This window comes from Paenibacillus sp. GQ49 (assembly GCF_059759055.1).
On sequence record NZ_JCAXEL010000021.1, the window covers coordinates 92,346 to 106,199 of the forward strand.

Sequence of the window (13,854 nt, forward strand, 5' to 3'; positions counted from 1 at the left end):
GATTAGAGAAGGGGTTTTACACATGAAAAAATGGTCTTTTGCTTTACTTAGTCTTATGTTGATTGCGGTTCTCGCAGCTTGCGGAAACAACAAGGACGCCGATAGCGGCGCAGACAATTCAGCAGGTGCACCACGTACAGTTGAATTGAAAGTTGGAGCTTCACCTACACCACATGCAGAGATTCTGGAAAGCATCAAGCCTGAACTGGAAGCACAAGGTATTCGTTTGCAAGTCGTTACGTTCAATGACTATGTACAACCCAATCAGCAACTTGCTGATAAAAAATTGGATGCGAACTTTTTCCAGCACCAGCCTTATCTGGACACAGAGAATAAAGAACGTGGATTCAACCTCGTTTCTGTAACACCTGTTCATGTTGAACCTTTTGGTGGATACTCCAAGAAGATTAAGTCTTTGGATGAATTGGCTGACGGCGCAAAAGTAGCAATTCCAAATGACCCATCCAATGGTGGACGTGCACTGTTGTTGCTCGCGAAGGAAGGTATTATTACGCTGAAAGACAACACAAATATCTCATCTACGATTCAAGATATCACAGCCAATCCGAAGAACCTGGATATTATTGAGCTGGATGCAGCCATGATGCCTCGTCAATTGGATGAAGCGGATCTGGTATTCATCAACGCTAACTATGCGCTTGAAGCGAACCTGAATCCGGCGAATGATGCTTTGCTGATCGAAGATCTGCAAGGTAACCCATACGCAAACATCCTCGTTTCCCGTGAGGACAACAAGGATGCAGATGCAATCCAAAAACTGGCTGCTGCTCTGCACTCCGAAGAAGTGAAAACATTCATCAAAGAACGTTATAAAGGTGCAGTTGAACCTGCAACTGAATAATTCACAATATGTATGATATGATGTGAAGCTATTAACAATAAGCCGTATATCTCTCCAGAAGAGATATACGGCTTATTTTATGTTTTCTAAGTGGGTGCGTGCTGACGTGGGGATCAACATAAGTCAGAGTTTTTCCGATTTATCCGCGTTGGATGGACGCCCAGATTGGCGGTAGTAGGATAATTCATTCTGATCAGCATACTGCTGTTCATCAGCTTCTTGCAGGTACGTCCTCTCGGAGGGAGAGAGTTTCTCTTCTTCTCCGTGTGAGCTTTTGATCTTGTATCTGATCCAACCGATTAACCCAAGGACGACAACGAGGATCAAAGCCCATCCCTTTTTGAGCAAAAGAAGAGCACTGAATTTCTGGGAAGTCGTGTACCCGATCCCGCCCATCAGAAGACTGTTGAGCCCTATGGTGGATGTTTTGTCAGTCGAAGCATTGTACTCCTCGTAGGTATATCCTGCATTGATGCTAACATACCACGAGCCGAATTCACTATTGCTAGTTAAGCTTCCGATTTCATTCCCATTAGGCTTCCCATCGCTGTTAAGTATCGAGCGTTGGGTATTGGCCTTATCCAGATAGGAATGGCTCTCAGGGACTTCCAGGGTGGCCTTACCGTCCAGAGAGACAGATGCTGGTCCAGTAATCCAATCATACTCATCAGGTGCTTGCTCAGTCAAAATATATCTGGAATTAAAGGTGGATAATCCCTTGTGGATAAGTGAGTTGTAGGAGGACGATAAATCTTTTATACTGGATAGTGACTGCTCTTTGAAGAGGGGGATGAACGTGAAGGGAAAGATTGCCCTCATAACGGGAAGTGCCAAAGGTCTTGGTAAAATGACGGCCCTCAGTCTGGCAGATCAAGGGTGTCATATTGCCCTTAACTATGTACACAGCAGAACAGAAGCTGAGGCTTTAAAGGCTCAGATTATAGCCAAGGGTGTGCGGTGCATTGCCATCCAGGCTGATATATCCAAGGTGGAAGATATCTCTTCATTGGTTGAGCAGGTGGAAGGCAACCTGGGCAGCATTGATATTTTGGTGAATAACGCGGGTCCATTTGTCCGTGAACGACGATTATTTGCGGATTATTCTGAAGCTGAGGTCCAGATGCTTGTGCAGGGAAATCTGTTGGGACCGATGTTACTGGATCAGCGTGTATTGCCAGAGATGAGACGCAAGCAATGGGGACGCATTATCCATTTTGGCTTCAGTCATGCTGGAGAAGCAAGATCTTGGCCTCATCGCGCCGTATATGCGGCTGCCAAGGTGGGTCTGGTATCTTTTACAAAGACACTCGCGGTTGAAGAAGCCCCGTATGGAATTACGGTTAACATGGTATGTCCAGGTGACATTCGTGGTGCGAACAAAGAGAAAACGATTGATGAAATGGCAGGCATCACCGATGAGGAAACGCCAAGAGGGCGACCAGGTAGCGGTGAAGATATTGCACGAGTGATTACGTATCTGTGCCTTGATCATTCCGATTTTATAACAGGCAACATTATGGATGTATCTGGAGGACTTGATCCGATTCGTCCGACCATACAGCGCGAGGATACTTAAAAGGTGAATGGATGGATTGTACGTGGAAACCCGTCAAAGGGACAGATGAAATGGACTCTCTGCATATGCACACAAAAAAAGAGCCCTCCGCTTCATGCGAAGCGAAAGGCTCTTGAGGTTTATTTCGTGAAGGATTGATTAGAATACTTGTACGACTTCTTGTACACCCTCTACTTCTTCGAGAAGGGCACGTTCAATCCCGGCTTTTAAGGTAATGGTGGAGCTTGGGCAACTGCCGCAGGCACCGACCAGTTTCAGCTTAATGATGCCGTCCTCCACGTCGACCAGTTCCACGTCACCGCCATCGCGCTGCAGGAACGGACGAAGTTTATCAAGCACATCAGATACCTCATCATACATGGTGCTTTGTGCGTTTTCGCTCATATTGTTCAACTCCTTTCCTTCCTATATTATATTACAAATGGCCACAAATTAAAATGGTCAAACAAAGCAGGTGAACCTAAATGAGACCGATTATTGAATTTTGTGCCAATAATATGCATTTTGGCACAGATGAAGTCATGGATCAACTGGAAGAAAATCCAGACTATGACGTGATTGAATACGGCTGCCTCACCAACTGCGGCCAATGTTCCATGACTCCTTTTGCACTGGTGAATGGTGAAGTTGTCATCACGGACAAAGTGGAAGATCTATATAATGCCATTCTGGCCAAAATTAACGAAGCCGATGTCTGGGACGAGCTCGATCTCGACTAACCGAGATGGCGCTTGGACATCCAGAGCACACCACTTTTCAAAATACGAGGTACACGTCCCATCATGGACGTTTTGCCCATCAGCCCAAACCCAGACTTCTTGCCGAGTGCACCCAGTGTGCCACGAAGCTTGAGTGGATGTGGATTGGGCTTTTCGCCTTTCCAGAGGGCATGCTGAATATGGGCGATCTGCTCACCCTGTACTTCCGCAGCTTGACCGCTAGGTGCATAAGGTACACTGGCACAGTCACCAACGACATACACATCGGTATATTCCGGGATTTGGTAGTATTCATTCAGGACGACACGTCCTTGAGGGTCTTTGGTCACGTCCAGATCCTGTACCACTTTTACAGGCTGAATGCCTGCAGTCCACACGACAGCATCCGTTAGAATCTGTTCATCCCGGTTATAGATCGCATTAGGTTCAACACGTGAAATGGCGATATGCCCGCGTGTCTTTACCTGATGTTCGTTGAACCATTCATGCACATACACGGATAGACGTTGCGGGAAAGCGGATAATACACGTTCACCACGATCCAAAATGCTGATGTTTAGATCCGGTCTGCTCTCACGAAGTTCGGCTGCCATCTCGACACCACTTAATCCACCGCCTACGATATGCACATTGCCATAGGCTTTGACTTCATTAAGGCGAAGGTAGGTCTCGCGTGTTTTGCTAAAGCTCTGAATGGTACAGCTATAATCTTCGGCACCTGGTGTATTGTGGAAACGGTCCGTACAACCAAGTCCAATGACAAGTTTATCGTACACGAGCGGGTCTTGGCCTTCAAATTCAATCTGACGCTGTTCCAGGTCAATCGAAGTAACTTCTCCATAACGGTAAGTGACTTTATCGCTCACTGGAAATTGGATACGCAGGTCATAATCAGATACGGTTCCTGCTGCGAGTGCGTAATATTCTGTCTTTAATCCCTGAAAGGGGCTGCGGTCCACCAAAATAATTTGTGTATCGGATGGAATTTTACCCTCCAGAAGTTCCTTGATGATGGTGAGGCCGCCATAACCGCCTCCAAGAATGACGAAATTTTTCATGACTCGGCTTCCTTTCTGCATCAGTCCCACTGAAATGGGGCTGTAAACTGTGGAGCAGCTATGCAATAACATAGCTGCTCCTTTTGTTTGGTTTTGAATAATTAAAAAGTAGACGTTGAAAATTGAAGATATTATTCAGCAGTTTGCACCACTCGAATTCAAACGTCTCCCTATAATGAAAGCTGCGTTCTGGAGTGGTGCTGGTGCAATATTGGTTGTGATGGAGTTATATCCTATTCGTACACTTGAATTTCATTGTAGAACGTATCACGTTCTACCGGAATACGTCCTGCACCCTTAATGAGCCATATGAGCTCTTTACGTGTAAGGCCTTCAGGAGTGAGTGCACCTGCCGCATGACTAATCCGTTCGCGAACGATCGTGCCGTGTGCATCCGAAGCGCCAAATCCAAGGGCAACTTGAGCTAGCTGTGGACCGATGTTAATGAAGTATGCTTTGATATGATCGATGTTATCCAGCATCAGACGGCTGATCGCAATCGTTTTGAGATCCTCATAAGCCGAGTTACGACGCATAATGCTTGCGTTTTTACTTTTTGGCTGCATGGAAAGCGGGATAAAGACCATGAATCCGTTGGTCTCGTCTTGCAATTCACGGATCTGCACCATGTGGTTAACGCGGTCCTCATAGGACTCGATCGATCCATACAACATCGTAGTATGTGTACGCATGCCCAGGTTATGAGCAGTACGGTGCACCTCAAGATAACGATCGACGTTCGCTTTGTCTACACGCATTTTTTTGCGATATTCATCCGAGAGAATCTCAGCGCCGCCACCAGTCAATGTTTTCAGACCTGCTTTTTGCAGCTCTTGCAGAACTTCTCTGATACTAAGTCCGCTAATCCGGGTGAAGAAATCAATTTCGGCTGCCGTGTAGGCTTTCAGCGTAACATCCGGATATTTCTCGTTTAAAGCACGCAGGGAATCGACATAATATTGAAAAGGAACATGGTTGTTATGTCCGCCTACGATATGGAACTCACGTACGCCAGGATGAATATGCTGTTCCACATAATCGATCATTTCCTGACCGGATAATGTATAGGAGCCTTCTTCACCCTGGTCTTTACGGAAATTACAAAAAGCGCAGTGAGCTTCACATACGTTTGTAAAATAAAGACTCATGTTTTCGATGAAATATACTTTCTTGCCATTTTTCCGCAAGTTGGCCTCATTGGCCAGCTGGCCCAAAGTTAGCAGATCATCTGTTTCATACAGATATACGCCGTCTTCTACGTTCAGCCTTACGCCGTTCTGCACTTTCTCAACGATTTCAGCCATTCTTTTGTCTGTGAACGGTGTTACCAATGTAGACATACTGTTTCCTCCTGTTCTTAACCGGATTTGAGTTGTGTGTAGGATCTGCATACAGAACTACATAGCAAAGATGCGGTCAACTGCCGCCTTCTTATATGGACTAACTCTTATTTACCCGGTGCAGCGTGTGCTGCGTACGTAAAGCTAATTTTTTCATTAAAGTGAGTCTTGTGACTCTATATGCATTGGGGACTGCGGACAGTCTCGAAATGTGAAAAAAATTACAACTCTATATATGATCGTCACCTGAATAAGTCATGGCAAAATATCGACATTTCAGAGCGACCACCTATTCATTATAAACCTCGTGTCGCGGGGGTTCAATACACTGGGAAGAAAAAGGAGTAGAGGGGGAACGCGGAAAGAGGCAAACATGACTTGAGACCCTTGACGGGGTGGAGTATAATTTAAAGAAGAGTTAATGAAAGGTTGTTCAAAAAGTACGCTTTTGATTACGAAGGATGCCTAGCGGCATCTCAGCATCGAATATGGGATTCAGCCGAAATGTCCGTTGCTCACGTAGTTTTGCCTACGCTCCGCTACTCCATTTCTATCTTCATCCCATCTTCTTGGTACTGAAAAGCGCCCTTTTTGAACATGATTTTATATGAAAAAGGAGAGTGACCTGGCATGATTAACATCAGCGAAACGGCTGCTGACAGATTGAAAGAAATGCTTGCACAGCAAGAGACACCTGGTATGTTCCTGCGTCTTGGCGTAGCACCGGGCGGTTGCACCGGATTTTCGTACGCCATGGGCTTTGACGATAAAGAGTCCGATGAGGACCTGTATATGGATATTCAGAACATGAAGGTTGTAGTCGAGAAGGAAAACCTGAAGTATCTGGATGGTCTCGAAATTGATTTTGAAGAGTCCGGTATGACGGGTGGTTTCACTATCCATAATCCGAACGCGGTAGCCACTTGTGGCTGTGGATCTTCTTTCCGTACGAAGGAAGATGCGGGTGTGCCTGATAAGGATTGTTAAGAAACTGAGTTGTACAGCGGTTTCCCAATCTTGTTTTAAATAAGCAGTTTGCAATCCCTTTAATAGATAGCCTCTGAATTGTATCCGTTTAGCACGGGCATGATATCAGGGGCTTTTTTGCGTGTACTGATTGTGCATGGTTGACAAACTTAGTTGTAACATATATAGTTACAATATAAAATTCAAACATAAACAATATCGATAATTACAAAGGAGAGATCATGATGAACATTGCAATCATTGGTGCAACAGGCAAAGCAGGAAGTGTAATTTTGAAAGAAGCAGCAGACAGAGGGCATAAAGTAACGGCAATCGTTCGTAATGCATCCAAATTGGAAGATAAAAGCCTGAATACGCTGGAGAAAGATGTATTTGATCTTACAACTGAAGATCTTAAAGCGTTTGATGTGGTTGTAAATGCATTTGGTGCCCCAGCGGGTAAAGAAAACCTGCATGTGGAAGTAGGACAAGCGTTGATCAACATCCTGAAAGATGCACCAAACACTCGTCTGATCGTGGTGGGTGGAGCAGGAAGCTTGTTCACAGACGAGTCCAAAACATTGCGTGTCTTTGAATCCCCAGGATTCCCGGATGCTTACAAAGCAACTGCAACGAACCAAGGCCAAAACTTGCAGGATCTGCAAGCATCTTCAGGTATTCAATGGACATTCTTGAGCCCGGCTGGATTCTTTAATCCAGAAGGCGTACGCACCGGCAAATATCAAGCAGGCAACGACGTTATTCTCGTGAATAGCGAAGGCAACAGCTACATCAGCTATGCAGACTATGCGATTGCTTTGGTTGATGAGATCGAGAATCCACAACACAAAAACGAGCGCTTTACCGTTGTTGGCGAAGTGAAGTAACATTTTTAAATGATAATATGGAACATACAAACGGACGCTGATCTCCACAGATCGGTGTCTGTTTTTTTATGTTATTGAAGAGGGAAGTTCTGCAATAACGTTAGACAGATTAGATGATTATAGTTCAACTTCCAACTACTCCTTTGAATCTATGTTATATTATTCTAAAGATGGGAAGGAAATGTGATTAGGTGAAAACCATCTTCTCTTCATTGGAATTTCTTCGATTTCAAAAGTATAAGGGAGTGAACAGTTCTGAAGATGTATTCTAAAGGAGTTATATTATTGATCTCTGTGGTTTTGATGATTAGTGTATCGAGTGGTTCAGGGTTATCCCAATATACAAACGTTAAAAATACGATGAATCAATTTCACATCACTTCTCTTTATCCGAAAAATAAGAATGGACAGACATATGGTTCTGCCGCATATGCGACTTCTCCAGAAACGGAACCTGATTTAATCTTGGCTATGGGTGTGGATGGTACAGAAGGATATCTGCTGAAAAAAGACATGGAAGGCGAGCTACCAAAAACACCTGAAGAAGCTATTGCAATGCAGAACAGCAGATCACCAGAAGGTCGTGATATACCACTGTATGACAAGGATGGTGAAACCGTAATCGGTGTGTTTCGTGTTGGAGGAGAGTAAAAGTAACCAAAATAGGATCAAATGTGACGCTACCATGAAACGTTACTGAAATGAACACCATTCGGCAGTTGATCATCAGGGTCGGCTGCTTTTTTGTTAATGTAACGGTAGAATAGTGAAACTATTTTAATAAACTAATCGTCAAAAAATGAATAAACTACTGCACAAAGACAAACTACTCTATGGGATAACGGAAACGATACCATATAGACAGACATGGGGGGTTCAAAAAGTAGAACCCGAACAGTATTTCGGGATGGAAATATCGGTATATAGCTTTACAGTAACAAACCATCCTCTGGGAACGTTTGACGATAGTAAATCCAAAGTTTCAATATTACTTTGTGAAGGCAAAGTTATAGGGGGGACATCCTTCCCAAATGCAGCAATGGATGGGGCACCATATTCGTTGGATGGAAAAACATTGGAAGAAGTAGCGGGAAAAAGTTTTCAAAAATGGAGTGAAGAATGGAAAAAGAAATACGGAACTTAAAAAGCCAAGTGGAGCAACCAACTGTGTCTGATGGGTTGCTTCTTTGTTCATTCACCTAACGGCAAGGGAAAATGCAACATTTTTCCTGTTAAACAGGTCAATAAAGATGTACGAAATAACGTTATGAGAAGAAGGTGGAAAAACTGAAGCTTCGTATATTCACGTTTATATTTTTTATATCTAGCGTGTTTTTTATCTCAAATGCACAAGATGTTAGCGCTTTGTCATGTGCTGTATCGGGAAGCCCCCAAGAAGAGTTAGAAATATATGATGGAGCTGTTTATGGTGAAGTAAAGCAAGTAAAGGTCGACTTGAAGCAAGAGGGATTTACGGGGACCAAAGAGAAAATTAGATATATTTTAGTGGAAGTTGAGAGGAGTTGGAATACTGATGTTGACTCTCAAGTCATTATTGCAACCAACTTCACATGGGGGTTTGATTTTAAGGAAGGTAACAAATACTTAATATACTTTAGCGAAGTGGATGGCGAGATAAGCAGTAGTCCGTGCAGTTCAACCATCGAAATGAACAATATTAATCAAGCAACTGAACTATTCGGGGAAGGATATCCACCAAAACAACAAGTAAACTTAGAACACAAAATGTGGTTTATGTTTGAGCAAGATATTGATTTATATATCATAGGTGTAGTCGTATTTGCGGTGATTTTTATCCTTTTTATGAGAGTAAGAAAGAAAAAGCGCAAAGCATAATTTGGTAGCGCTAAACGGGGAATTTTGCTCAAAGAAAAAGTCATTTGAACGAGGCATGGATTCCTGTATGACCTATTACCCCCTTTACTTTAATGAGGATCGAGGCGTATAATCCGTTGAGATATCAGAGCAATAAGAGGGGATACAGTTATGAATAGCGGATTAATCAACGCGATCATTGCGTATATCATGTGGGGAGTTCTCCCGCTGTATTGGAAGTTGTTTGAAAATGTACCGGCAGGCGAGATTTTATCGCACCGGGTTGTCTGGTCATTTGTCTTTATGGGGATTTTCGTTGCCGTCCAACGTCGTTGGAGTGACATGAAGCGCATTCTGACCAGTCGTTCGACCCTGCTGTCCCTTACCGCGAGTGGGCTGCTAATTGCTATTAACTGGCTTATCTTCATCTGGGCGGTTAATAACGGTCATGTCGTTGAGACAAGTCTGGGCTATTATTTGAACCCGTTGCTGAACGTGTTACTGGCAGTTGTCTTCCTTCATGAAAAGCCAAACCGTGGACAGTGGCTCGCGATTGCCATCGCTGGTGTCGCGGTGCTTATCATCGCCATCGACTACGGACGTTTCCCATGGGTTGCGATCTCATTGGCCGTGTCATTTGGCTTGTACGGTCTAGCGAAGAAGAAGATCAAGCAAGACGCTTCAGTGGGCTTATTTTCGGAGACAGCTGTAGTTCTGCCCGTCGCACTCGGCTACTGGATCTACTTGGCCGCTGTAGGAAAAGCAACGGCATGGACGTTGCCTGCACCGATGTTCTTCGAACTGCTGCTTTCCGGTGTGGTGACGGCCCTGCCGCTTTTATTCTTTGCACGGGCGGCTGCTCGAATGTCGTTGTCCACACTCGGCTTTGTACAGTATATTGGGCCAACAATTATGCTGATCCTGAGTGTGTTTGTGTTCAAGGAAACGGTCTCGCCAGTTCTGCTCGTTGGTTTTGCGCTGATCTGGACAGCGCTTATCGTATACGCTGCCGCATCGATGCGTGCTACGAGAATCGCTAAGGTAAGCTGAACAGAGGTATCTTAATCGTTATAAATGCCCTTTCTGCCAATGAGGTGGAGAGGGCAATTTTTTGTTTGTGGGGGAGCGATAGGTCGATAAAAACTAAAAAGGAAGGCTGATCAACGTTATGGTAAAATACAGGAGTAGTAATCAAAAATAGTAACCAAAAAGAGTGATCGAAAAACGAGGAGGCGACAGATATATGATGGTTAATGACCGTTACCGCAAACGTGAACCATTCTTTGTAAAGAATGCTGTAGTTCAGATACTATTTCAGTTTGCAGTTTCAGCAATAATCGGTAGTATATATGGGTTCATGATGGTCAACGAGACGATAGGTGGATATATTAATAAACTATTACCGAGTACGGATGGTCCGGATCCTCATTTATATCTGCCCGTTGTGATAACGGTGTTCATCTACTCGTGTTTAATTCAGAAGAGACAACGGATTTTACTTGAAAAAATCTCATTTAGTTGTCTCCATATTTTGGTTGCCCTGCTAGGCTGTATTTCTTCAGTTGTTGTGTTTTTGGTGATCTAATCCAAATCCCTACGTATCTACACCTTCAGCCCCATCAACTGCATCAATGACACCGACAGCGAGTGTTGTTACCGCAGCAGCAGCTAAAAGATTCTTGGCACCAAGCTTCACCCTGTCCTTATCTTCCTCTTTCATGCCCACAAAAACATCTTTACCGCTGTTATATACATATTTGGCTGATATCGCTACACCTTTTGCAGTATTGGTTACAGCACCTCCAATATCGGCAAGCCCCGCGTCTATGGCGGTATCATCTTTTCGAATTGCACCACTGGCAAGATCATATGTCCCGCTAGCCAGTTGTCCAACGGTTTTGCCTGTATTAATCGTGGCTTTCTCTACGCCGTTTCCGATTTCTTTGATAAAGGGGCTTCCCGCAATTTCACCAACAACCCTCACGCTGCCGCCCAACACTTTCCCGGTAACTTCCCCAGCTAACTGACCGAACCCTTTTAAAAAACTCATCCTTATGCCTCCTCTCCTATTAGAAGTTGATCCTATGTGTTATCTCAATAAACTTATTATATTCATATGTAAGCCAAAAGAACATCAGTCTCCAGCCCGAGTGATGCACCCCTCCTCGATTGATTGCAACACGCTTTAGGAGTGCCCGATCCGCCCCCGGAACGCCGACCACGCTGCCCCCTCAATGCACTTCATCGCCAAAAGGCGCTAATCCCCCCGGGAACAGCGCCTCAAGCTCTTGTTTTACTTTACTACTTACCCTTTGACTACCCACGGTTTTAGAAGTGTCTCAAGGAGCAGCAACGTAGTGGAGGGGGCGGAATCGATTCTGAAGAAGCGGAGCGTTCGCCTTTATCCCCGGATTTTCCCCCTATAAGGGGAATTCATAAAAATCTGGGGATAACAGCGATCATAAGAACGATCCGCCACCGGAACGCCCACCATGCTAGCCCTTAACGCACTTCATCGCCAAAAGGCGCTAATCCCCCCGGGAACAGCGCCTCAAGCTCTTGTTTTACTTTACTACTTACCATTTGACTACCCACGGTTTTAGAAGTGTCTCAAGGAGCAGCAACGTAGTGGAGGGGGCGGAATCGATTCTGAAGAAGCGAAGCGTTCGCCTTTATCCCCGGATTTTCCCCTTATCAGGGGAATTCATAAAAATCTGGGGATAACAGCGATCATAAGAACGATCCGCCACCGGAACGCCACCACTGCTCCCATCCAAACTTCTAACCTCTCCGTGTTCTAGTCAATAAATCCTTCCATGACAACAGTTGGCATCATATTGGACTGCCATGCGCCTTTGCCGTAGCCGCCGTTGTATCCTGGTGTAGCCTGAGGCTCCCAGTAGAATACACCTTTACCTTTGCCATTTGGCAGATTGCGAATTTGGTTTTTCATCGCAGCAACAAAACTTTTACCGGCGGCTGCCTGGTTATTGTCCATGCCAATTTCGGAGATGATGATCTCTTTGCCATAACGGTTGATCATATCCTTGGCGTTGTTTACCGTATTTGTAACAGCGGTATTCCAGCCGGAAGCTGAAGGATAGAGGGACATGGCGATCATGTCGAAGTTAGCTCCGTTATTAATCAGACCACCAATATTCCATACATAGAGGGCGTTATCATCCCCACCTGCCAGATGCACAATGGTTTTGGTGCCGCTGCTCAGGGATTTCACTGCGTTATGGCCTGTATTCACCAGCCACGCATAGTTTTTCATGTTGGTGGATGCTTTGCCATCTTCCCATAACATGCCGTTGCTTGTTTCATTACCAATCTGAACCCAGTCAGGGGTAACGCCTTTACTTTGCATCGCCGTCATCACATCACGAGTGTGGTTCCATACCGCATCCATGAGCTGTTGGAACGTATAGTTTTTCCAGGCAGCAGGTTTGGTTTGTTGCCCAGGGTCTGCCCAGGAATCGCTATAGTGCAGGGTAAGCATTACACTCATGCCAGCATTCTTGGCACGTTGTGCGAGTGCAGCCGCACGATCCTTATTCATGTAACCGTTCCCATAATCATTCGAAGGATTAACGAATACCCGAATGCGAACGGAGTTGATTTGATAGTCTTTTTTCAAAATATCAATGATGTCGCGCTGTACCCCGTTTTTATCTTTCCATTTGTAACCTTGGGCTTCCATTCCGGGAACCCAACTGATGTCGGCTCCTTTGGCGAAACTTGGTGCTGCGCTGGCATGCTGACCTGCGGGCAACATGATGGAGGTGAATAACAAAACAAAAGCCAACATGATGGATGTCTTGAAACCCCTTACATTTTTGAACATTACAAGATGCCTCCTCGGATTTAGGTTGAGTTGCATCCTAATTATAGCCATCTTGGTTGGCTCTACTAAAGGGTCCATTTCCAATATTTTGGGTGTTTTCTCAACCTCTCTACAGAAAAAAGACAAAACAAAAAGCCGTCCGAAGACGGCTTTTCTACCCGTGGCGCTTTTTGAAACATTGATCCGTATCCCGCGCCTCCACCAGACTCATTTAATTTGAGCTAGTGGATCGGGTAAGGGACACGTTCAACATGACATTAGAAATGTTGACGCACCTCCTTTCCTTGTGGCAAGAGTATACAACACCTTGTTTGGGAAAGCTAGTCTTTTTTACGTATTTACGCAAAATTATTTTTCGGTTTGGAACATCGTGATATCTCGTGCATAATGGCTCTTCGTTCCGTCATTGTTTCGGATACGTACGCTGTCTTCACTAATCCGCTCGACGATGCCGCAACCCACTTCACAGTAGACGCCAGCCGGGTCTTCCTGCCATGCGCTCACCATACATTGGGATAGTGCAGCCGTAAAAAATTCTATATTTTTTTGTAACGTTCTAGGTTTGTTGGATTTCATTATATACTCCTTTAATCTCTTATATTTGGATTAAGAACAAGCAACCGGACCAAATCACACTGTACTTCACTTTACTCTGTCTATTGACCTTTGTAAAGGGATGGAAAAAGTTGCGGCCATGAGGTATCATTTACATAAATTTTACGTAGCGTTTACACTGCGCTGACGCTTGATGTTGATTACGAAT

17 protein-coding genes are annotated in these 13,854 nt (G+C 44.6%); 10 read left to right on the forward strand and 7 right to left on the reverse strand.

Features of this window, described 5'->3' with window-relative positions; genetic code table 11:
* Nucleotides 1-22 precede the first annotated feature (22 nt).
* Nucleotides 23-862 carry a MetQ/NlpA family ABC transporter substrate-binding protein gene (locus tag AC6CIF_RS26535; RefSeq protein WP_036673328.1) on the forward strand — a complete coding sequence of 280 codons (840 nt, stop codon included), beginning with the start codon at nucleotides 23-25 and terminating at the stop codon, nucleotides 860-862.
* Nucleotides 863-985: 123 nt separating this feature from the next.
* Here AC6CIF_RS26535 and AC6CIF_RS26540 read toward each other — a convergent pair whose 3' ends face one another.
* A complete protein-coding gene (locus AC6CIF_RS26540; protein ID WP_498202154.1) occupies nucleotides 986-1,549 on the reverse strand; it encodes a hypothetical protein in 564 nt (187 codons plus the stop codon).
* A 109-nt stretch (nucleotides 1,550-1,658) separates the two neighbouring features.
* On the opposite strand from AC6CIF_RS26540, the gene AC6CIF_RS26545 reads away from it, so the two are divergent.
* Nucleotides 1,659-2,438: an SDR family oxidoreductase gene (locus AC6CIF_RS26545; protein ID WP_017692411.1), complete on the forward strand. Its 780-nt coding sequence runs from the start codon at nucleotides 1,659-1,661 to the stop codon at nucleotides 2,436-2,438.
* 138 nt (nucleotides 2,439-2,576) lie between these two features.
* Here AC6CIF_RS26545 and AC6CIF_RS26550 read toward each other — a convergent pair whose 3' ends face one another.
* Nucleotides 2,577-2,822, reverse strand: a complete 246-nt coding sequence (locus AC6CIF_RS26550; RefSeq protein WP_053783253.1) for a NifU family protein — start codon at nucleotides 2,820-2,822, stop codon at nucleotides 2,577-2,579.
* An 80-nt stretch (nucleotides 2,823-2,902) separates the two neighbouring features.
* Between AC6CIF_RS26550 and AC6CIF_RS26555 the strand changes: the two genes are divergently transcribed.
* Complete coding sequence (locus tag AC6CIF_RS26555; protein ID WP_076211047.1) at nucleotides 2,903-3,157, forward strand: YuzB family protein; 255 nt, start codon at nucleotides 2,903-2,905, stop codon at nucleotides 3,155-3,157.
* Here the strand turns inward: AC6CIF_RS26555 and AC6CIF_RS26560 are convergent.
* Both AC6CIF_RS26560 and mqnE read right to left on the reverse strand, forming a co-directional pair.
* Complete coding sequence (locus tag AC6CIF_RS26560; protein WP_498202155.1) at nucleotides 3,154-4,215, reverse strand: NAD(P)/FAD-dependent oxidoreductase; 1,062 nt, start codon at nucleotides 4,213-4,215, stop codon at nucleotides 3,154-3,156. The genes AC6CIF_RS26555 and AC6CIF_RS26560 overlap by 4 nt on opposite strands.
* A 233-nt stretch (nucleotides 4,216-4,448) precedes the next feature.
* Nucleotides 4,449-5,555: an aminofutalosine synthase MqnE gene (mqnE, locus tag AC6CIF_RS26565; RefSeq protein WP_036605752.1), complete on the reverse strand. Its 1,107-nt coding sequence runs from the start codon at nucleotides 5,553-5,555 to the stop codon at nucleotides 4,449-4,451.
* Between the two features lie 630 nt (nucleotides 5,556-6,185).
* On the opposite strand from mqnE, the gene AC6CIF_RS26570 reads away from it, so the two are divergent.
* The 7 genes from AC6CIF_RS26570 to AC6CIF_RS26600 all read left to right on the forward strand — a co-directional run bounded on the left by AC6CIF_RS26570 (nucleotide 6,186) and on the right by AC6CIF_RS26600 (nucleotide 10,829).
* Nucleotides 6,186-6,542 (forward strand): HesB/IscA family protein, encoded by a 357-nt coding sequence (locus AC6CIF_RS26570; RefSeq protein WP_074096375.1) that lies wholly within the window; start codon nucleotides 6,186-6,188, stop codon nucleotides 6,540-6,542.
* Nucleotides 6,543-6,766: 224 nt separating this feature from the next.
* Nucleotides 6,767-7,408, forward strand: a complete 642-nt coding sequence (locus AC6CIF_RS26575; RefSeq protein ID WP_498202171.1) for an NAD(P)-dependent oxidoreductase — start codon at nucleotides 6,767-6,769, stop codon at nucleotides 7,406-7,408.
* Between the two features lie 285 nt (nucleotides 7,409-7,693).
* The gene (locus AC6CIF_RS26580) at nucleotides 7,694-8,059 is read left to right on the forward strand and encodes a hypothetical protein (protein WP_498202156.1); all 366 of its coding nucleotides are present in this window, start codon (nucleotides 7,694-7,696) and stop codon (nucleotides 8,057-8,059) included.
* A 256-nt stretch (nucleotides 8,060-8,315) separates the two neighbouring features.
* Complete coding sequence (locus AC6CIF_RS26585) at nucleotides 8,316-8,552, forward strand: hypothetical protein (protein ID WP_498202157.1); 237 nt, start codon at nucleotides 8,316-8,318, stop codon at nucleotides 8,550-8,552.
* A 134-nt stretch (nucleotides 8,553-8,686) separates the two neighbouring features.
* Nucleotides 8,687-9,265 (forward strand): hypothetical protein, encoded by a 579-nt coding sequence (locus tag AC6CIF_RS26590; RefSeq protein WP_498202158.1) that lies wholly within the window; start codon nucleotides 8,687-8,689, stop codon nucleotides 9,263-9,265.
* Nucleotides 9,266-9,415: 150 nt separating this feature from the next.
* Nucleotides 9,416-10,294 (forward strand): EamA family transporter RarD, encoded by an 879-nt coding sequence (gene rarD / locus AC6CIF_RS26595; protein WP_498202159.1) that lies wholly within the window; start codon nucleotides 9,416-9,418, stop codon nucleotides 10,292-10,294.
* 193 nt (nucleotides 10,295-10,487) lie between these two features.
* Nucleotides 10,488-10,829: a hypothetical protein gene (locus tag AC6CIF_RS26600; protein WP_498202160.1), complete on the forward strand. Its 342-nt coding sequence runs from the start codon at nucleotides 10,488-10,490 to the stop codon at nucleotides 10,827-10,829.
* A 9-nt stretch (nucleotides 10,830-10,838) separates the two neighbouring features.
* Here the strand turns inward: AC6CIF_RS26600 and AC6CIF_RS26605 are convergent, their stop codons facing one another.
* The 3 genes from AC6CIF_RS26605 to AC6CIF_RS26615 all read right to left on the reverse strand — a co-directional run bounded on the left by AC6CIF_RS26605 (nucleotide 10,839) and on the right by AC6CIF_RS26615 (nucleotide 13,667).
* The gene (locus tag AC6CIF_RS26605; protein ID WP_498202161.1) at nucleotides 10,839-11,294 is read right to left on the reverse strand and encodes a hypothetical protein; all 456 of its coding nucleotides are present in this window, start codon (nucleotides 11,292-11,294) and stop codon (nucleotides 10,839-10,841) included.
* Between the two features lie 747 nt (nucleotides 11,295-12,041).
* Nucleotides 12,042-13,091: a glycoside hydrolase family 53 protein gene (locus AC6CIF_RS26610; protein ID WP_221821025.1), complete on the reverse strand. Its 1,050-nt coding sequence runs from the start codon at nucleotides 13,089-13,091 to the stop codon at nucleotides 12,042-12,044.
* A gap of 348 nt (nucleotides 13,092-13,439) precedes the next feature.
* Nucleotides 13,440-13,667 (reverse strand): hypothetical protein, encoded by a 228-nt coding sequence (locus AC6CIF_RS26615; protein ID WP_017692425.1) that lies wholly within the window; start codon nucleotides 13,665-13,667, stop codon nucleotides 13,440-13,442.
* Between the last annotated feature and the right edge of the window lie 187 nt (nucleotides 13,668-13,854).

Bases quoted from the DNA above. Each gene is read 5' to 3' on its own strand.
- AC6CIF_RS26555 (WP_076211047.1), top strand. From the start codon at position 2,903: ATGAGACCGATTATTGAATTTTGTGCCAATAATATGCATTTTGGCACA.
- AC6CIF_RS26600 (WP_498202160.1), top strand. From the start codon at position 10,488: ATGATGGTTAATGACCGTTACCGCAAACGTGAACCATTCTTTGTAAAG.
- AC6CIF_RS26615 (WP_017692425.1), bottom strand. From the start codon at position 13,667: ATGAAATCCAACAAACCTAGAACGTTACAAAAAAATATAGAATTTTTT.
- AC6CIF_RS26535 (WP_036673328.1), top strand. From the start codon at position 23: ATGAAAAAATGGTCTTTTGCTTTACTTAGTCTTATGTTGATTGCGGTT.
- AC6CIF_RS26605 (WP_498202161.1), bottom strand. From the start codon at position 11,294: ATGAGTTTTTTAAAAGGGTTCGGTCAGTTAGCTGGGGAAGTTACCGGG.
- AC6CIF_RS26550 (WP_053783253.1), bottom strand. From the start codon at position 2,822: ATGAGCGAAAACGCACAAAGCACCATGTATGATGAGGTATCTGATGTG.
- rarD (WP_498202159.1), top strand. From the start codon at position 9,416: ATGAATAGCGGATTAATCAACGCGATCATTGCGTATATCATGTGGGGA.
- AC6CIF_RS26610 (WP_221821025.1), bottom strand. From the start codon at position 13,091: ATGTTCAAAAATGTAAGGGGTTTCAAGACATCCATCATGTTGGCTTTT.
- AC6CIF_RS26575 (WP_498202171.1), top strand. From the start codon at position 6,767: ATGAACATTGCAATCATTGGTGCAACAGGCAAAGCAGGAAGTGTAATT.
- mqnE (WP_036605752.1), bottom strand. From the start codon at position 5,555: ATGTCTACATTGGTAACACCGTTCACAGACAAAAGAATGGCTGAAATC.
- AC6CIF_RS26585 (WP_498202157.1), top strand. From the start codon at position 8,316: ATGGAAATATCGGTATATAGCTTTACAGTAACAAACCATCCTCTGGGA.
- AC6CIF_RS26560 (WP_498202155.1), bottom strand. From the start codon at position 4,215: ATGAAAAATTTCGTCATTCTTGGAGGCGGTTATGGCGGCCTCACCATC.
- AC6CIF_RS26570 (WP_074096375.1), top strand. From the start codon at position 6,186: ATGATTAACATCAGCGAAACGGCTGCTGACAGATTGAAAGAAATGCTT.